Source organism: Pseudothauera lacus, assembly GCF_003034845.1.
Classification (GTDB): domain Bacteria; phylum Pseudomonadota; class Gammaproteobacteria; order Burkholderiales; family Rhodocyclaceae; genus Pseudothauera; species Pseudothauera lacus.
In genome coordinates this window covers 61,608-77,112 of sequence record NZ_PZKC01000006.1, presented here as the reverse complement: position 1 = coordinate 77,112, position 15,505 = coordinate 61,608, and the positions used below count along the sequence as shown (strand labels likewise).

Here is a 15,505-nt window from a genome sequence, read left to right as displayed (position 1 = left end):
TGCAAACAGGGCGCGCGGAAAGCGAGATGCAAGCGTTCATTGGGTGACTGTTGCAGCTTCTTCGAAAAGGTTTCGAACGTACTGATTGCGTTGTGCGGACACGGGTGGGGCGCGGCGTGAGTGCGTTGCTGCACCGGCCCAGTCGCGCGCCCTGATCGCGGCGTTCAGTGAAGGCCATGCAGTGCGCAGGTTGCTTGCTCCGACATTGAAGATCAGGTCGAAAAGGGCAAGTCTGGCCGGGGTGGGAAAACCGTCAAATCCGGGATAGATCGTCTGCAGTTCGCGGTGAAAGCTGCTGATGTGGGCGGTCGTAAGTCGATCAATTTCCTGCTCCGGGAGCGTTAGCCGTACGTGAGGTCTGTAATAGGCCGCGAGGCGGTTGCCAGGGAGCGTGAGCAGACTTTCGAAATCCCCACGAATATCGTCCGCACTTGCGGCCGAACCGTTCGCCCTTGCAAACGCCAGCTTCTGGGCTGCAGCAAGGTCGGCTAGCAAGTGACCAACGCCAACGGTGACGTAACCGCGGGCGTCGAGGTACATGTGCGGGACGCGGCCCTCATAGCGCTCCAGCTTGCGCATCAGGACGGCGTTCTCGTGGGCACTCAGCATGAGATAAGGACTCCGTGTGCATGAATTTGAAATGGATATTCTTTTGGTATTATGACGGGCTATGGCCCTCAGTGCCAGTGCAGTACGGTCGGCGGTGCGGCACTCAAGTTGGCAAGGCAGAGCCTGCCCATTGCCGGGGGCTCCCAGTCAGACGCCGGCGGAATCAGCGCTGCCTGCAGTGTCGTGTTGCGCTGTTGGTGAGAAATTCATATCGATCGTCATCACGTGCGCTTGAAGATCGGAGCTGGCCAGGCGCTGATAGAAGGTGCCTTCCCGTTCAGGGGGAGGGAGCAGACTTTCTCCGCGAAGCAGCGGAAAAAGCTCCATATGGCGTGCAGCGGTACACTGTCGTGAGCCATCAATCAGCAAGCAAGATCGCCGATGTGAACGCGGACTGCGCCATGGCCCTCTTTTCACAGACCATACGGATCAACCATGCAGCAGACACCCTGCAGTGGAGAATGTGCCTGCCGGCCGTCGGCACCGGCCGGGCTGCCCGGGCCCGTTCATGTCGACCTGGGCGAAGCGCTGCCGCAGTTGCGCACGCGCTTTCGCATTCCCGGCATGGACTGCCCGTCGGAAGAGCAGATGGTGCGCATGGCGCTGACGGCGGTGCCGGTGGCGGCGCTGCATTTCGATCTGCCGGCGCGCATGCTGACGGTCGATCACCGCGGCGCTGCGGAGGCCGTGCTGGCTGCACTCGAGCCGCTCGGCTACGGTGCGGCGATCGTTGCCAGCGAGGCGCTGGATGCCGCACAGGGGGCATTGCCGCAGGTCGATGATGCTGCCGAGGCGCGCGTGCTGTGGGTGCTGCTGGCGATCAATGCGGTGATGTTCGCGATCGAACTGGTGGCCGGCATCTGGGCCCGCTCCGCCGGCCTGCTTGCCGACGCCATGGACATGTTTGCCGATGCGGCGGTGTATGGGGTGGCCTTGTATGCGGTGGGGCGCGCGGCCCATCACAAGCTGGGTGCGGCGCGTCTGGCTGGGGTGCTGCAGTTGCTGCTGGCCCTGGGGGCGCTGACGGAGACGGGGCGGCGCATCCTGGTGGGCGCCGAGCCGCAGGCCGTGGGGATGATGTCGGTGGCGCTGCTGGCCCTGCTCGCCAATGTCGCCTGCCTGCTGCTGATCGCCCGTCATCGTCATGGCGGCGCGCACATGCGGGCGAGCTACATCTTCTCGGCCAATGACGTCATAGCCAATGCCGGGGTGATCGCCGCCGGCGCGCTGGTGGCGTGGACCGGCAGCGCCTGGCCGGACTGGGTGGTCGGCGTGCTGATCGGTGTCGTGGTGCTGCTGGGCGCGGTGAGGATTCTGCGCCTGCGCTGAGAGTGTGTGCGCAGATCTACTGTGCGTACCGCTGGCGGTACTGCGCGGTGCGCGCTCCCTCGTCCATCTGGCTGATGAGCCGCGCGCCTTGCCTCGACCCGCTGGCGACGATTTCTTCACACACTCCGAGCTGGCGTTGCCGCTGTGTTATAACCGTGAAAACCGCTGTCCACCGCTTGCTGCGCCCTTGAAGGGCGCATGAACCGGACGATTCCGGGCCGCCGCGGAGGTTTCCGCGCAGGGGCCGGCGGAGGCGTCCGGTTGTGGTTTCCAGGGTAATTCGATCAACAGTGTTCGGAAAAATCATCCGTACAGGGGAGGGGCTCATGCCAGAACAAGAAGCGGTATTCGGAACCGAGGACATCCTGCGCAGCCTGTGCGATTCGGTGAGCAGGGTGCTGACCGTGTCCACCGGCAGCGAGCTGCGTTATTCGGGCATGGTCCAGCGCATCAGCAAGACCTGCCTGAAACCCGATATCGGCTGCTTCGTGCTTTTCGACGGCGGCTTTTCCGGTCTCGTGGTGATCAACTTCTCGGCCGCCGCAGCGATGGAGCTCTACGAGCGCTACATGCTCGGGATGGGCATGGCGAAGGCCGAGCTTGCCACCTCGCACACCTCGGACGAGGTCAGCAACGTCATGGGCGAGCTGATGAACCAGATCGTCGGCGATTTCACCGGCAAGGTGGCGCGCGAGCTCGATACCCACATCACCCAGAACCAGCCCAAGATGCTGGCCCTCAACAAGCAGGTGATGCTCAGCGTGGATACCAACCTCGACGAGCCGGAGGCGCGCCGGGTGACCTTCTACACCGGGCGCGGCAACATCTTCTACCTCGAACTGGCGATGGACCGCACCGAGTTCATCAAGCTGAAGGATTTCGAGTGCCAGGAGGTGCCCGATCCGGATGCGCTGATCGAGCAGGCCAACGCTGGTGGCGGCAAGGCGGCAGCGCCTTCGGCTGCGGCCGACGACAGCGACGAGCTGCTGCGTTCCCTGGGGATGTAGCGGCAGCTCAGGCCTTGCGCAGGAAGCAGGCCTTGAGCATGAAATTGCCAGCATCCGTGCGGCAGTCCACTTCGTGGTCGCCGCTGCCGACGATGCGGATGTTCTTGATGCGGGTACCGACCTTGAGCGTGGTCGATGAACCCTTGACCTTGAGATCCTTGATCAGCACCACGGCATCGCCACTGAGCAGCACATTGCCGTTGGCGTCGACGACCCGGCGTTCGCTGTCCTCGTGTTCCTCGGCCGTTGCGCCGGCCGGCCATTCATGGCCGCAGTCGGCACAGACGAGAAGCTCGCCGTCCGGGTAGGTGTTGTCCCTGGCGCATTGCGGGCAGGGCGGGAAGGCGGGCATGGGGTGTCCTGGGGTGATGGTGCCCGGCGGTGGGCGGGGGCGACGATGTTACCGCAAACCGTCGCTGCGCCGCAGGCTGCCGGCGTCCTGCAGGCGCAAGCGCTCGTCGCCCTGGCGCAGCCGCGCGCGTCCCGGCTGGTGATGGTCGTACAGCGCCGCCTGTGCGAAGAGCCTGGAGACGTAGCGCTGGCTGTGGCTGCAGGCGGCGGCCGGACGCCAGGTGTGGGCTGCCGCGGCGAGCCAGTTGCCGGCTGCGATGCTGCCGCGCAGCGGTGGCTGGGCGGGGGCGAGGATCTTGCCGTTGTGCGCGAAGACCATGTCGAACAGGGCCAGCCGCGCCGGTTGCGGAAAGTCGTCGAAATCGTCGAAGAGCTCGCGCAGTTCGCGGTGGGCGCTGGTGATGCGGGCATCGTTGAGACGGGCGACTTCGTGGGCGGGCAGGCGCAGGCGGGAAAGGTGGGCGCAGCAGGCCACCGGGGTGCTGCGCGGTAGCTGGCGGATGCGCTGGTAATCGTCCCGTACCGCGTCGGCCGCGGCGCGATGGCCGTTGGTATCGACGAAACCCAGCAGCAGCGCCTGGTCGCTGTTGAACAGCAGGTATCCGGCGGCAACCGCGACATGCCCGGTCGGGCTCAGGTACATGTGCGCGATGTGGCCGTGGAGCCTGTGCAGGCGCCGTCTGAGCTGGTTGCGGTCGGCGGCGGGGAGGGGGACGGGGCTGCTGGACATCGGATTCGGTGGTGGAAGCCGCGGCGGGTGGCTGCAGCGGATTCTATGTGCGTATGCCTTGGGCATCAATGTGCGGCTGACGAATGGCACGGCAGGCGTTACCGCTGGCGACGGGCGGCCAGTTCGCGGCTGAGCAGGGCGTCGAGGCGGGCGCCGAAGGCCTTTGCATCCGCGGCCGAGAACGCCGCCGGGCCGCCGGTGTCGACGCCGCTGCCGCGCAACTGGTCGAGGAAGTTGCGCATCGCCAGGCGCTCGCCGATGGTGCCGGCGTCGATCTGCTCGCCGCGTGGGTCGATGACCCGTGCGCCGCGGGCGATGACCTCGGCGGCGAGGGGAATGTCGGCGGTGATGACAAGGTCGCCGGCGGCGCACGCTGCGATGATCCAGCGGTCGGCGACATCGGCGCCGCTGGGCACCTGCACGGCCCTTATCGAGGGCGAGGGGGGCGTGCGCAGCATCTGGTTGGCGACCAGGGTGAGCTCGATCCCGGTGCGCCGCGCGGCGCGGAAGAGGATCTCCTTGATGGCCGCGGGACAGGCGTCGGCATCGACCCAGATCTTCATCGGACGCAACGCCGCCCGGCGTTCATTGCCGCGCGCAGGAAGTCCACCACCCGGGCGCTGGCCGCGGCGCGCTCGGCGGCATTGCCGAACTCGTCATGGCTGCCCGCGATGACGTGCAGCGCAACGGCCGCGTCGCCGCGCGCGGCGTGGATGGCGTGTGCTTCGGCCACCGGCACGGTGCTGTCATCGGCGCCGTGGACCAGCATCACCGGGCAGCGTGCGCGGGCGATGGTGTGCTGCGGGGCGATGTCGTCGAAACGGTGGCCGATGACGCGCTCGACGTAGCGCAGCACGGCCCAGCCCAGCGGGCGGTAGGGGACGCGGTGGGCGGCGAGGAAGCGCTTCATCATCGCCGCGGGATGGGCGAAGGCAGAGAGACTGATGGCGGCAGCGAGATCGTCGCGTTGCGACGCCACCAGCAGGGCGGCGCCGGCGCCGACGGAGTGGCCGAGCACGGCGATGCTGCCGGGCGCCAGGGCGTGGCGGGCATACAGCCAGTCCACCGCATGGTGGAGGTCCTCGGCAAAGCGCGGCAAGGAGGTGAAGTGGTCTTCGTCGCTGCGTCCGTGGCAGCGTGCATCGATCATCAGGACGGCGAAGCCGCCGTCGACCAGCGGCTGCAGCAGCGGCAGCAGGGTGGCGGCATTGCCGCCCCAGCCATGCAGCAGCACCACCGCCGGGCGGCTGATGCCGTCTTCCATGCCGACCAGCCAGCCTTGCAGCTGCTTGTCATTGGCGGTGGGGATGGCGACCTCGGCGTAGTCGAGACCGAGGTCGGCCGGGGTTTCATCGGGGGGAATGCGTGCCGGGGCCAGCCCGCGCCGCACCAGGCGGTCGAAGGCAAGGAAGAGGGCGGCGGCGAGTGCCGCGCCGGCGGGCAGGATGGTGCCGGGTGTCATGGGTGTACTGTGCCCGAGCACGGCCGGGCGGTAAACGTCGACGGCCGCCCGCAGGCGGCCGTCGTCTGCCGGGCTGGCAGGGTTCAGCGGTAGCCGGCGCGGTCGAAGATGCGCTGCGCTTCCGGCACCGAGCGGGCGATGCGGCCCATCTCCAGGGTGTCAACCTTGAACTCGCCGAGCTTGTCGAGAGCCGGGTTGTTGACCTTCACGGTCGGCACGGCCGGCCACTCGTTGTTGCCGTCGGCAAAGTACACCTGGGCCTGGTCGGAGGCGAGGTATTCGAGGAACTTCACCGCCGCTTCACGGTTGGGGGCGTGCTTGAGGATGCCGGCGCCGGAGACGTTGATGTGGGTGCCCTTGCCTTGCTGGTTGGGCCACACGAAGGCGGTGGCGGCGATGACCTGCTGGTCTTCCGGGCGGGAGGAGTTCATCAGGCGCGCGTAGTAGTAGCTGTTGGCGATGGCCACGCCGCACTCGCCGGCAGCGACTGCGCGGATCTGGTCAGTGTCGCCGCCGCGCGGGCTGCGTGCGAAGTTGGCCACCAGGCCGCTTGCCCACTGCTCGGTGGCAGCAGCGCCGTTGTGCTCGATGAGCGCCGCACCCAGCGACAGGTTGTAGGGGTGGCTGCCGGAGCGGGTGCACACCTGGCCCTTCAGTTCGGGCTTGGCGAGGTCTTCGTAGTTCTGCACCTGCTCGGCCTTCACCATCGTCGGGTTGTACACGATGACGCGCGCGCGGGTCGAGAAGGCGATCCAGGTGTCGGTGCGCAGGTGGGCGGGAATGCGGGCTTCCAGGGCGGCGGACTTGACCGGAGCGAAGAGGCCCATCTCATCGGCCTTGGCAAGGCGGGAGGCGTCTACGGTGATGAAGACGTCGGCCGGGCTGTTGGCGCCTTCGTTGCGGATGCGCTCGATCAGTTCGTCCTCACGCGCTTCGATGCGGTTGACGCGGATGCCGGTCTGCGCGGTGAAGTTGCCGTACAGCGCATCGTCGGTCTGGTAGTGGCGGGCGGAATAGACATTGAGAACCTGCTCGCTGGCGCTGGCGCCGAAGGAGGAGAAGCCGAGGGCGGCGACCAGCGAGGTGAGGACGGCTTTTCTGATCATGAGTGCTCTGCCTGTGAGGTGAAAAAACGGTTGAAATCTGGACAAGGATATTAACGAGAAAGATTTGCAGTTGCAAACGCATCGCGCTGGCACTACTATTCATGAGAATCATTATCACTTAAGGAATTTTCATGAATGCCCTGATCGTCGGTGCCGACCGCCTCGGCAACATTCCGGATGTACTTGCCCAGTTCGGCATCCGCATCGCCGCCCATGTGAGCGGGCGCGATACCACTCACCAGCGCCGCAGCGCGCCCCTGCCTGCGGGCATCCAGGTGGTGATCCTGTTCACCGACTTCCTCGGTCACAACGTCATGCAGCGCTTTCGCGAGGCGGCGAGCCGCGAGGGGGTGATGTTTGTCTGTTGCCGGCGATCGGTGTGTGCCCTGCAGGAAGCCCTGGGGCGGCGCATGAGTGCCGAGGAGTGCTCGACCTGCGGCGGCAAGGAAGGCTGCGGACGGAAGAAGCGCTGAACTGCCGGCGGCCTCCCGGCCTGCGGGGTCAGAACGGCAGCGTGGCAGGAAGGAGGTCGTGGCTGGGCAGCAGGCGGCGTGCGCCGTTGAAGCGCTGCGCCCAGTAGCCGGTGCCCATGCTTTCGACCCGCACCGCACCGCCGCGCGAGGGCGCATGGAGGAACTGGCCGTCGCCGAGGTAGATGCCGACGTGGGAGAAGGCGCGCCGCATGGTGTTGAAGAACACCAGGTCACCGGGCTGCAGTTCGCTGCGGGTGACGTGCTCGCCGAGTCCGGCCATTTCGCGCGCGGTGCGCGGGAGGTCGAGGCCGACGGCGTTGCGGAACACGTTCTGTACCAGACCGCTGCAGTCCAGCCCGCTCTCCGGCGAGGTGCCGCCGAAGCGGTAGGGGATGCCAAGGTAGCGCATGCCCTGATTCACCAGCTGCTGTGCCGCCGTGGTGTACTGCATGACCAGCACCGCGCCGGGGTTGCTGCCCTCGTCGACGGCGTGGTCGACGACCGTTTCCTCCGCGTGTGCGGGAGCGGCGGCGAGCACTATGACAAGAAGAAGGGGCGAGAGGCGGCGGAAAAGCATTTGCGCGCGAATATACGCAGCGCCGACGGCTCTGTAAATCCCCGCGGCGTACAGGCCTCAGGCCGGCGTGGTGAACTGGCGCCGGCTGCGTTCGAGGTCGGCGAGCGCGCGCGCGGTCCCTGCGCCCAGGCGCGGCGCCCGGGCGAGCAGGGCGAGCAGGAGCTGGGCGATGGCCCAGGCGTCGCCGAGGGCGTGATGGCGCTGGAAGGTTTCGATGTCGAAGATCTTCATCCACTGCGCCAGGCGCGTGGGGCCGTCGAGGCCGGGGCGAAAGACCGCCGGCAGCAGCCAGAACAGATCCAGCCAGATGGTTTCCGGCACGCCGCCGAGGTGGGTCTGCCAGGCGCGTTCGAGCAGCCTGCGGTTGAAGCCGGCGCCGAACACCACCAGCGGTGCCTTGCCGGCGAATTCCAGGAGCCCGGCAAGTGCGGCGCCGGGGTCATCGGCAAGGCTGGCGTAGTAGCTCTCCTGCGCCCTGATGAGGCCGCCGTCGATGGCGATCGCGGCCACCGCGAGGAGGCGGTCGCGTTCGGGGTCGAGGCCGGTGGCCTCGGTATTGATGACCACATAGCGGGTGTCGAAGTGCGCGCGGCCGAGCTCGGCGGCTGGCAGGGCCTGCCAGCGCTGCAGCGCGGCGCGCTGCCCGGGCTGGTCGCGGCCGGGGCGCAGGCGGTTCAGCCACGTGCTCATAGCTGGTAGTCCAGGCGCAGGCGGGCCTGCAGTTTGCGGGCCTGCCGGAAGGCTTCCTTGAGGATGCGGCGGTCGAGCTCGTTGAGGTGCTCGGGATTGATGCGGTTGTCGCCCGGCGCGTCGTGCTCGGTGTCGAGATGCTGGGCACGCAGGCGCAGCAGCTGGATGAAGTGGAAACCGTCGATGATTGCCGCGCTTTCCTCTTCCGGCACCCCCATCTTCACCGCCGACTGGCGCAGGCGCTGCACCGTGCCGGAGGCTTCGGCGCCGGTACGCAGCGCGAAGATGCGTGCGGCGTCGACGAAGAGGCGGGCACCGGATTTCTTCAGGTCGATGCAGCCGTCTGCCTCGACGACGAAGTCGCGCAGGCGGCCCAGGGGGGGCTGGGCGTCGAGCGCATTGACCGCCATCAGGCGCTGGAAGGCGGAGTTGCCGCGCGCGGCGCGGTTGAGCCAGCTGCGCAACTGGTCGCCGAGACTCTGGCGGCCGTGGATGACGCGGAAGTCGAAATAGATCGAGGCATTGAGCAGGGCCTGCGGGTCGGGTTCGCCGATCCACTTGCCGAAACGGTTCTGCCACTGCTGCGGGGTCAGGCACAGCTCGGGGTTGCTGGCCATCACGTTGCCCTTGCAGAGCGGGAAGCCGCAGGCTGCCAGATCGTTGTTGACCTCGCGCGCCATCGCCAGCAGGCGCAGCTTGTGGGCGTCCTGCGCGGCAGGGTCGCTGCAGGTGTAGATGAGGCCATTGTCCTGGTCGGTGGACAGGGTCTGCTCGTGACGCCCTTCGGAGCCGAAGGCCAGCCAGGCGTAATCGACGCCGTGGAGGTCGTGGCGGGCGATGGCCAGATCGATGATGCGGCGGGTGAGGGCGTCGTTGAGCGCGGAGATGAAGCGCGTCAGCTGCTCGGCGCCGATGCCCTGGGCGATGAGGTTGAGGGCGAGCTGGCGGATGTCGGTGGCGGCGCTCTGCAGGGCCTCGATGTCTCCCGCTCCTTCGATGCTGGCGCGGATCTGGCGCAGGCTGAGGCGCTGCAGGGAGAACAGGTCGCGCTCCGAGACGACGCCGCAGAGGCGGCCTTCGGCATCGACCACGAGCAGGTGGCGCACGCCGTGAGTGGCCATCTCCAGTGCGGCGTCGTAGGCGGTGGCGGTGGCCGGCAGGGTGCGCGGCGCCGGGGTCGTCACCTCGACGATGGGGCGGCCGAGGTCGAAGGCCGGCAGCACCACGCGCGGCAGCAGGTCGCTCTGGGTCAGCACGCCAAGCGGGCGCTGCTGTTCGTCCACCACCACCATGCAGCCGATGCGCAATTCGGCCATCTTCTCCAGTGCGCTGCGGGTGACGGTTTCCGGCCCTACCGACACCGGCGCCTGCTTGATCAGTTCGCCCAGCGGCGTGGTCATGGTCTGCTGGTCGCTGGCACGCTGCGCGAAGGTGGTCTGCAGTTGCTGGCGCGACTGGTTGAGCAGGCTGGCGATGTACTGCGTGCAGAAGAGGTGGAAGACCGGGCTGATGCGCATCAGCTCCATGAAGTCGTCCACGCCGATCTGGAACACGAAGCTGTCTTCCACCGCCACGTAGGCGTTGGTGGAAGGACGTTGGGCAGTGATGGCGCCGATCGGGAAACACTCCCCGGGGCCCATGTTGAGCGTGGTGTATTCGGTGACCGTGGCCGGCCCGCTCTGGCGGGCCTGCACCTTGCCGCGCTGGATGATGTGGAAGTGGCGCGGCTGCCCCATCTCCGGGCTGAGGATCTCGCTGCCGCGGGCGTGAAAGCCGAGTACGGCGCGCTGGGCCAGAAAAGTCAGCGCATCGGCCTCCATGCGGTCGAAGGGCGAGAAGCGCCGCAGGAAGTCGGTGCTGGCGCCGACCAGCTGGTCGGGGGCGGTGTTGGTCATGGCGCGCGGATCCGCGTTAGGGTGCGCCATTATCCCGCATCTGCCGCGCCGGGGGATATCCGCCGGCGCGCCAGGGCGGGCTACAAGACCTCGGCGGCGTGGTCGGCGAGGCGCGAACGTTCGCCGCGCTGCAGGGTGATGTGGCCGGAATGCGCCCAGCCCTTGAAGCGGTCCACCGCAAAGGTGAGGCCGGAGCTGCCTTCGGTGAGGTAGGGCGTGTCGATCTGCGCGATGTTGCCCAGGCAGACCACCTTGGTGCCGGGGCCGGCGCGGGTGATCAGGGTCTTCATCTGCTTGGGCGTGAGGTTCTGCGCCTCGTCGATGATGAGGAACTTGTTGATGAAGGTGCGCCCGCGCATGAAGTTGAGGCTCTTGATCTTGATGCGGCTGCGGATCAGGTCGCGGGTGGCGGCACGCCCCCATTCGCCGCCTTCGGCGGTGGTGCCGTTGAGGACGTCGAGGTTGTCCTCCAGTGCGCCCATCCACGGCGCCATCTTCTCTTCCTCCGTGCCGGGCAGGAAGCCGATGTCCTCACCCACCGGGACGGTGACCCGGGTCATGATGATCTCCGAGTAGCGCTTGGTCTCCAGCACCTGGGTGAGCCCGGCGGCCAGGGTCAGCAGGGTCTTGCCGGTGCCGGCCTGACCGAGCAGGGAGACGAAGTCGATGTCGGGGTTCATCAGCAGGTTGAGGGCGAAATTCTGTTCGCGGTTGCGCGCGGTGATGCCCCAGACGTTGTTCTTGTGGTGATGGAAGTCGGTGAGGGTCTGCAGCACCGCGGTGGCGCCGCGTTTTTCCTTCACCCAGGCTTCCAGCGCCGCTTCGCCGTCCTGGTAGACGAACTCGTTGGCCAGCAGCTCCGCCGCCAGCGGGCCGTTGACGCGGTACCAGGTGTGACCTTCCTCCTTCCACGACTCCATGCCCTTGGCGTGGGTGTCCCAGAAATCGGCGGGCAGTTCGCGGGTGCCGGTGTACAGGAGGTCGGTATCCTCCAGCACCTTGTCGTTGAAGTAGTCCTGCGCCGCCAGGCCCAGCGCGCGGGCCTTGATGCGCATGTTGATGTCCTTGGAGACCAGGATCACCGGACGCTTCGGATTGCGCTCCACGAGATGCATGATCACCGCGAGGATCTGGTTGTCGCCCTTGGCGGTGGGCAGGGCATCGGGCAGTTCGACCTTGATCGCCTCGGTCTGCAGGAACAGCTTGCCGCTGGCCAGCCCGTGGGAGGGTGTGTCGAGCGGGATGCCGGCGTGCATGTCGTCGAGCGAGGAGGTGACGATCTCGTCCATCGTCCGGCTGGCCTGGCGGGCGTTGCGCGCCACTTCGCTCATGCCCTTCTTGTTGGCGTCGAGCTCCTCCAGCGTCATGATCGGCACGTAGATGTCGTGCTCTTCGAAGCGGAACAGGCTGGTGGGGTCGTGCATCAGCACGTTGGTGTCGAGGACGAACAGCTTGGTGGCGGCTTTGGACTTGGTGCTGCGGGTGGCGCGCTTGGTCATCGGGCGGCTCGCGGGTCGGGTTGGTCGGTTACAGGCTGCGGACGAATTCGAGCACTTCCTCGGCGTGGCCGGGCACCTTCACCCCGCGCCACTCGCGCGCCAGGCTGCCGTCGGCGGCGAACACGAAGGTGGAGCGTTCGATGCCGCGCACCTGCTTGCCGTACATGTTCTTCATCTTGATCACGCCGAGCGCGTTGCACAGCGCCTCATCGGCGTCGGAGAGCAGTTCGAAGGGCAGTTCCAGCTTGGCCTTGAAGCCCTCGTGCGATTTCAGGCTGTCGCGGCTGATGCCGAACACCTTGCAGCCGGCCGCGGCGAATTCGCCGTGCAGCGCGCCGAAATCCTTGGTCTCGTTGGTGCAGCCGGGGGTGTTGTCCTTGGGATAGAAATACAGCACCACCTTGGTGCCGCAGAGCGTAGGGAGGGCAAGGGTGCCGCCGCCGGTGGCCGGCAGGGTGAGGTCGGGCAGGTTCATGGCGTCTCCTTGGGGCAGGTACACGCAGGGTAGCGGAGTCGGGGCAGCGCTGACAATCGTGCCGACGTGACCGTGCTCACCCGCCGTCGTCGACCAGCAGTGCGGCGACCACCCTGCGGCCTTCGCCGGCAAGGATGTTGTAGGTGCGGCAGGCCGCGGCCAGATCCATGATCTCGAAGCCGGTGCCGGCATCGATCAGCGGGCGCAGCAGTGCGGGGGCAGGAAAGCGCTGGCGCGTGCCGGTGCCGACGATGACGACCTGCGGCGCAAGGGCCTGCACGGCGGCAAAGTCGTCCGCGCTGAGCCCCGCAAAGCCGCCGGGGGCCCAGCCGCCGTGGATCTCCGCCGGCGTCACGAGCAGGTTGCCGTCGTGGCGCACCTTGTTGATCAGCACGTGGTCGCGGGCGTAGCCGGTAATGATGTTGAGTTCGGAAAGGGGGTCGAAATGCAGCTTCATGAGCTTCTGCCGCAGGTGCGGGAAGGGTAGGTGGGCAGGCCAAATTGCCGCGCTGCGGCAGCGCGGCTAAGATAGCAGTCTTTTCCACGCACGGCGCGGGGAAGACGGTTGCCGCAACGGTTTGCGGACGATACGACGAGGACGACGGAAATGAAAGCGGCGAAACCCCTGAACCTGGCTGTGGCACCCACCGAGGCGGTCAAGGCCGAGGCCGCCGCCGCCCGGCCGATCCGCAAGTCGTCCAAGCTCAATGACGTGTGCTACGACATCCGTGGCCCGGTGCTCACCCGCGCCAAGCAGATGGAAGACGAAGGCCACAAGATCATCAAGCTGAACATCGGCAACCTGGCCGCCTTCGGTTTCGACGCGCCCGAAGAGATCCAGATGGACATGATCCGCAACCTGCCCAACTCGGCAGGCTATTCGGACTCCAAGGGCATCTTCTCCGCGCGCAAGGCGGTGATGCACTACACCCAGCAGAAGCACATCAAGGGTGTGGACATCGAGGACATCTACATCGGCAACGGCGTCTCCGAGCTCATCGTGATGGCGATGAACGCGCTGCTCAACGCCGGCGACGAGGTGCTGGTGCCGGCGCCCGACTATCCGCTGTGGACCGCCGCGGTGAGCCTCTCCGGCGGGCGCCCGGTGCACTACCTGTGCGACGAAGGCGCCGGCTGGCTGCCGGACATCGCCGACATGCGCGCCAGGATCACGCCGAACACCCGCGCCATCGTGGTGATCAACCCCAACAACCCGACCGGGGCGGTGTACCCGGACGAGGTGCTGAAGGAGATCATCCAGCTCGCCCGCGAGCACGACCTGATCCTCTATGCCGACGAGGTCTACGACAAGGTGCTCTACGAGGGCGTCACCCACACCTCGCTGGCCGCGCTGTCCGAGGACGTGCTCACCATCGTCTTCAACGGCCTGTCGAAGAACTACCGCTCCTGCGGCTACCGCGCCGGCTGGATGGTGGTGTGCGGCGACAAGCGCCGTGCCGGCGACTACATCGAGGGCCTCAACATGCTGGCCTCGATGCGCCTGTGCGCCAACGTGCCCGGCCAGTACGCCATCCAGACCGCGCTGGGCGGCTACCAGAGCATCGACGACCTGGTCGCCGAAGGCGGGCGCATGCGCCGCCAGCGCGACCTGGCGTACGAACTGATCAGCGCCATCCCAGGGGTGAACTGCGTCAAGCCCAAGGCCACGCTGTACATGTTCCCGCGCCTGGACCCCAAGGTCTATCCCATCGAGGACGACCAGGCCTTCATCGCCGAACTGCTGGAAGAGGAACGCGTGCTGCTGGTGCAGGGCTCCGGCTTCAACTGGCCGCATCCCGACCACTTCCGCCTCGTCTTCCTGCCCCACGAGGACGACCTGCGCGACGCCGTCGGGCGCATCGCCCGCTTCCTGGAGCACTACCGCAAGCGCCACGGCACCGACTGAGCCGGCGCGCCAGCCAACACCACATCAACCCTTCAACGACGACACGGAAACACACTGCATGAAACCGATCAACGTAGGCCTGCTGGGCATCGGTACCGTCGGCGGCGGCACCTTCAACGTTCTGAAACGTAACGAAGAGGAAATCACCCGGCGCGCCGGGCGGCCGATCCGCATTACCACGGTGGCCGACAAGAACCTCGAGCTGGCCCGCAGTGTGACCGGTGGCGGCGTCAAGCTGACCGACGACGCCTTTGCGGTGGTGGCCGATCCCGAAATCGACATCGTCGTCGAGCTGATCGGCGGCTACGGCGTGGCCAAGGACCTGGTGCTGAAGGCCATCGACAACGGCAAGCACGTGGTCACCGCCAACAAGGCGCTGCTCGCGGTGCACGGCAACGAAATCTTCGCCGCGGCGCAGAAGAAGGGCGTCATGGTGGCCTTCGAGGCCGCGGTGGCCGGTGGCATCCCCATCATCAAGGCGCTGCGCGAAGGCCTCACCGCCAACCGCATCCAGTGGCTGGCCGGCATCATCAACGGCACCACCAACTTCATCCTCTCCGAGATGCGCGACAAGGGCCTGCCCTTTGCCGAGGTGCTCAAGGAAGCCCAGGCGCTGGGCTATGCCGAAGCCGACCCCACCTTCGACATCGAAGGCGTGGACGCCGCGCACAAGGCCACCATCATGAGCGCGATGGCCTTCGGTATCCCGATGCAGTTCGACAAGGCCTACATCGAGGGCATCACCAAGCTGGAATCGGCCGACATCACCTATGCCGAGCAGCTTGGCTACCGCATCAAGCTGCTGGGCATCTCGCGCAAGCGCGACAACGGCGTGGAACTGCGCGTGCATCCCACCCTGATCCCGGAAAAGCGCCTCATCGCCAACGTCGAAGGGGCGATGAACGCCGTGCTGGTGCAGGGTGACGCCGTCGGCGCCACGCTTTACTACGGCAAGGGTGCCGGTGCCGAGCCGACCGCCAGCGCGGTGATCGCCGACCTGGTGGACGTCACCCGCCTGCACACCGCCGACCCCGAGCACCGCGTGCCGCATCTGGCCTTCCAGCCCGACCAGGTGCAGGACATCGCCGTGCTGCCGATCGAGGAAGTGCTCACCTCCTACTACCTGCGCATGCGTGTGGAAGACAAGCCGGGCGTGCTCGCCGACATCACCCGCATCCTGGCCGACAGCGACATCTCCATCGACGCCATGATCCAGAAGGAGCCGGCCGAGGGCGAAGCGCAGACCGACATCATCATGCTGACCCACCAGACGGTGGAGAAGAACGCCAACGCCGCGATCGCCAGGATCGAGGCGCTGCCGGTGGTGTGCGGCAAGGTCACCCGCCTGCGCCTGGAAAACCTGCAGTAAGCGGGCGTGCAATCCGCCCGCTGGACG

General features: G+C 66.9%; 17 protein-coding genes. 5 read left to right on the top strand and 12 right to left on the bottom strand.

Annotated elements, in window-relative coordinates; genetic code table 11:
* Nucleotides 1-36: 36 nt before the first annotated feature.
* Nucleotides 37-609, bottom strand: a complete 573-nt coding sequence (locus C8261_RS08940; RefSeq protein WP_107493338.1) for a lysozyme family protein — start codon at nt 607-609, stop codon at nt 37-39.
* A 435-nt stretch (nt 610-1,044) separates the two neighbouring features.
* Here C8261_RS08940 and C8261_RS08935 point away from each other — a divergent pair, with 435 nt between their 5' ends.
* Together C8261_RS08935 and C8261_RS08930 are read left to right on the top strand one after the other, a co-directional pair.
* Nucleotides 1,045-1,938 carry a cation transporter gene (locus C8261_RS08935; protein ID WP_107493337.1) on the top strand — a complete coding sequence of 298 codons (894 nt, stop codon included), beginning with the start codon at nt 1,045-1,047 and terminating at the stop codon, nt 1,936-1,938.
* A gap of 326 nt (nt 1,939-2,264) precedes the next feature.
* Nucleotides 2,265-2,945, top strand: coding sequence for a DUF3334 family protein (locus tag C8261_RS08930; protein WP_107493336.1), 681 nt, complete (start codon nt 2,265-2,267; stop codon nt 2,943-2,945).
* Nucleotides 2,946-2,952: 7 nt separating this feature from the next.
* On the opposite strand, the gene C8261_RS08925 is transcribed toward C8261_RS08930, so the two are convergent.
* The 5 genes from C8261_RS08925 to C8261_RS08905 all read right to left on the bottom strand — a co-directional run bounded on the left by C8261_RS08925 (nt 2,953) and on the right by C8261_RS08905 (nt 6,594).
* The gene (locus C8261_RS08925; protein WP_107493335.1) at nt 2,953-3,297 is read right to left on the bottom strand and encodes a zinc ribbon domain-containing protein YjdM; all 345 of its coding nucleotides are present in this window, start codon (nt 3,295-3,297) and stop codon (nt 2,953-2,955) included.
* 48 nt (nt 3,298-3,345) lie between these two features.
* Nucleotides 3,346-4,026, bottom strand: coding sequence for a hypothetical protein (locus tag C8261_RS08920; RefSeq protein ID WP_107493334.1), 681 nt, complete (start codon nt 4,024-4,026; stop codon nt 3,346-3,348).
* Between the two features lie 98 nt (nt 4,027-4,124).
* Complete coding sequence (locus tag C8261_RS08915) at nt 4,125-4,589, bottom strand: YaiI/YqxD family protein (protein WP_107493333.1); 465 nt, start codon at nt 4,587-4,589, stop codon at nt 4,125-4,127.
* Nucleotides 4,586-5,488, bottom strand: coding sequence for an alpha/beta hydrolase family protein (locus C8261_RS08910; protein WP_107493332.1), 903 nt, complete (start codon nt 5,486-5,488; stop codon nt 4,586-4,588). The genes C8261_RS08915 and C8261_RS08910 overlap by 4 nt, the downstream gene beginning before the upstream one ends.
* Before the next feature lie 83 nt (nt 5,489-5,571).
* Entirely contained in the window at nt 5,572-6,594 is a 1,023-nt protein-coding gene (locus C8261_RS08905) for an extracellular solute-binding protein (RefSeq protein ID WP_107493331.1), read from the bottom strand.
* A 131-nt stretch (nt 6,595-6,725) separates the two neighbouring features.
* Here C8261_RS08905 and C8261_RS08900 point away from each other — a divergent pair, with 131 nt between their 5' ends.
* On the top strand, nt 6,726-7,067 hold the full coding sequence (locus tag C8261_RS08900) for a DUF2325 domain-containing protein (RefSeq protein WP_107493330.1): 342 nt from the start codon (nt 6,726-6,728) through the stop codon (nt 7,065-7,067).
* A gap of 28 nt (nt 7,068-7,095) precedes the next feature.
* Here the strand turns inward: C8261_RS08900 and C8261_RS08895 are convergent, their stop codons facing one another.
* The 6 genes from C8261_RS08895 to C8261_RS08870 all read right to left on the bottom strand — a co-directional run bounded on the left by C8261_RS08895 (nt 7,096) and on the right by C8261_RS08870 (nt 12,660).
* Nucleotides 7,096-7,644 (bottom strand): C40 family peptidase, encoded by a 549-nt coding sequence (locus tag C8261_RS08895; RefSeq protein WP_107493329.1) that lies wholly within the window; start codon nt 7,642-7,644, stop codon nt 7,096-7,098.
* A 57-nt stretch (nt 7,645-7,701) separates the two neighbouring features.
* Entirely contained in the window at nt 7,702-8,334 is a 633-nt protein-coding gene (locus C8261_RS08890; RefSeq protein WP_107493328.1) for a 3'-5' exonuclease, read from the bottom strand.
* Nucleotides 8,331-10,229, bottom strand: a complete 1,899-nt coding sequence (locus C8261_RS08885; RefSeq protein ID WP_107493327.1) for a DUF294 nucleotidyltransferase-like domain-containing protein — start codon at nt 10,227-10,229, stop codon at nt 8,331-8,333. Before C8261_RS08885 ends, C8261_RS08890 begins: the two co-directional genes overlap by 4 nt.
* 80 nt (nt 10,230-10,309) lie before the next feature.
* Nucleotides 10,310-11,728, bottom strand: a complete 1,419-nt coding sequence (locus C8261_RS08880) for a PhoH family protein (RefSeq protein WP_107493326.1) — start codon at nt 11,726-11,728, stop codon at nt 10,310-10,312.
* Nucleotides 11,729-11,756: 28 nt separating this feature from the next.
* Nucleotides 11,757-12,203: a peroxiredoxin gene (locus C8261_RS08875; RefSeq protein ID WP_107493325.1), complete on the bottom strand. Its 447-nt coding sequence runs from the start codon at nt 12,201-12,203 to the stop codon at nt 11,757-11,759.
* A gap of 76 nt (nt 12,204-12,279) precedes the next feature.
* On the bottom strand, nt 12,280-12,660 hold the full coding sequence (locus C8261_RS08870) for an Mth938-like domain-containing protein (protein WP_107493324.1): 381 nt from the start codon (nt 12,658-12,660) through the stop codon (nt 12,280-12,282).
* 150 nt (nt 12,661-12,810) lie between these two features.
* Here C8261_RS08870 and C8261_RS08865 point away from each other — a divergent pair, with 150 nt between their 5' ends.
* Both C8261_RS08865 and C8261_RS08860 read left to right on the top strand, forming a co-directional pair.
* Complete coding sequence (locus C8261_RS08865) at nt 12,811-14,109, top strand: pyridoxal phosphate-dependent aminotransferase (RefSeq protein ID WP_107493323.1); 1,299 nt, start codon at nt 12,811-12,813, stop codon at nt 14,107-14,109.
* Between the two features lie 58 nt (nt 14,110-14,167).
* Entirely contained in the window at nt 14,168-15,478 is a 1,311-nt protein-coding gene (locus tag C8261_RS08860) for a homoserine dehydrogenase (RefSeq protein WP_107493322.1), read from the top strand.
* Nucleotides 15,479-15,505 lie beyond the last annotated feature (27 nt).

Coding starts and splice junctions, on each gene's coding strand:
- C8261_RS08905 (WP_107493331.1), bottom strand. CDS start 6,594: ATGATCAGAAAAGCCGTCCTCACCTCGCTGGTCGCCGCCCTCGGCTTC.
- C8261_RS08885 (WP_107493327.1), bottom strand. CDS start 10,229: ATGACCAACACCGCCCCCGACCAGCTGGTCGGCGCCAGCACCGACTTC.
- C8261_RS08895 (WP_107493329.1), bottom strand. CDS start 7,644: ATGCTTTTCCGCCGCCTCTCGCCCCTTCTTCTTGTCATAGTGCTCGCC.
- C8261_RS08925 (WP_107493335.1), bottom strand. CDS start 3,297: ATGCCCGCCTTCCCGCCCTGCCCGCAATGCGCCAGGGACAACACCTAC.
- C8261_RS08870 (WP_107493324.1), bottom strand. CDS start 12,660: ATGAAGCTGCATTTCGACCCCCTTTCCGAACTCAACATCATTACCGGC.
- C8261_RS08935 (WP_107493337.1), top strand. CDS start 1,045: ATGCAGCAGACACCCTGCAGTGGAGAATGTGCCTGCCGGCCGTCGGCA.
- C8261_RS08900 (WP_107493330.1), top strand. CDS start 6,726: ATGAATGCCCTGATCGTCGGTGCCGACCGCCTCGGCAACATTCCGGAT.
- C8261_RS08930 (WP_107493336.1), top strand. CDS start 2,265: ATGCCAGAACAAGAAGCGGTATTCGGAACCGAGGACATCCTGCGCAGC.
- C8261_RS08875 (WP_107493325.1), bottom strand. CDS start 12,203: ATGAACCTGCCCGACCTCACCCTGCCGGCCACCGGCGGCGGCACCCTT.
- C8261_RS08880 (WP_107493326.1), bottom strand. CDS start 11,728: ATGACCAAGCGCGCCACCCGCAGCACCAAGTCCAAAGCCGCCACCAAG.
- C8261_RS08915 (WP_107493333.1), bottom strand. CDS start 4,589: ATGAAGATCTGGGTCGATGCCGACGCCTGTCCCGCGGCCATCAAGGAG.
- C8261_RS08865 (WP_107493323.1), top strand. CDS start 12,811: ATGAAAGCGGCGAAACCCCTGAACCTGGCTGTGGCACCCACCGAGGCG.
- C8261_RS08920 (WP_107493334.1), bottom strand. CDS start 4,026: ATGTCCAGCAGCCCCGTCCCCCTCCCCGCCGCCGACCGCAACCAGCTC.
- C8261_RS08890 (WP_107493328.1), bottom strand. CDS start 8,334: ATGAGCACGTGGCTGAACCGCCTGCGCCCCGGCCGCGACCAGCCCGGG.
- C8261_RS08860 (WP_107493322.1), top strand. CDS start 14,168: ATGAAACCGATCAACGTAGGCCTGCTGGGCATCGGTACCGTCGGCGGC.
- C8261_RS08940 (WP_107493338.1), bottom strand. CDS start 609: ATGCTGAGTGCCCACGAGAACGCCGTCCTGATGCGCAAGCTGGAGCGC.
- C8261_RS08910 (WP_107493332.1), bottom strand. CDS start 5,488: ATGACACCCGGCACCATCCTGCCCGCCGGCGCGGCACTCGCCGCCGCC.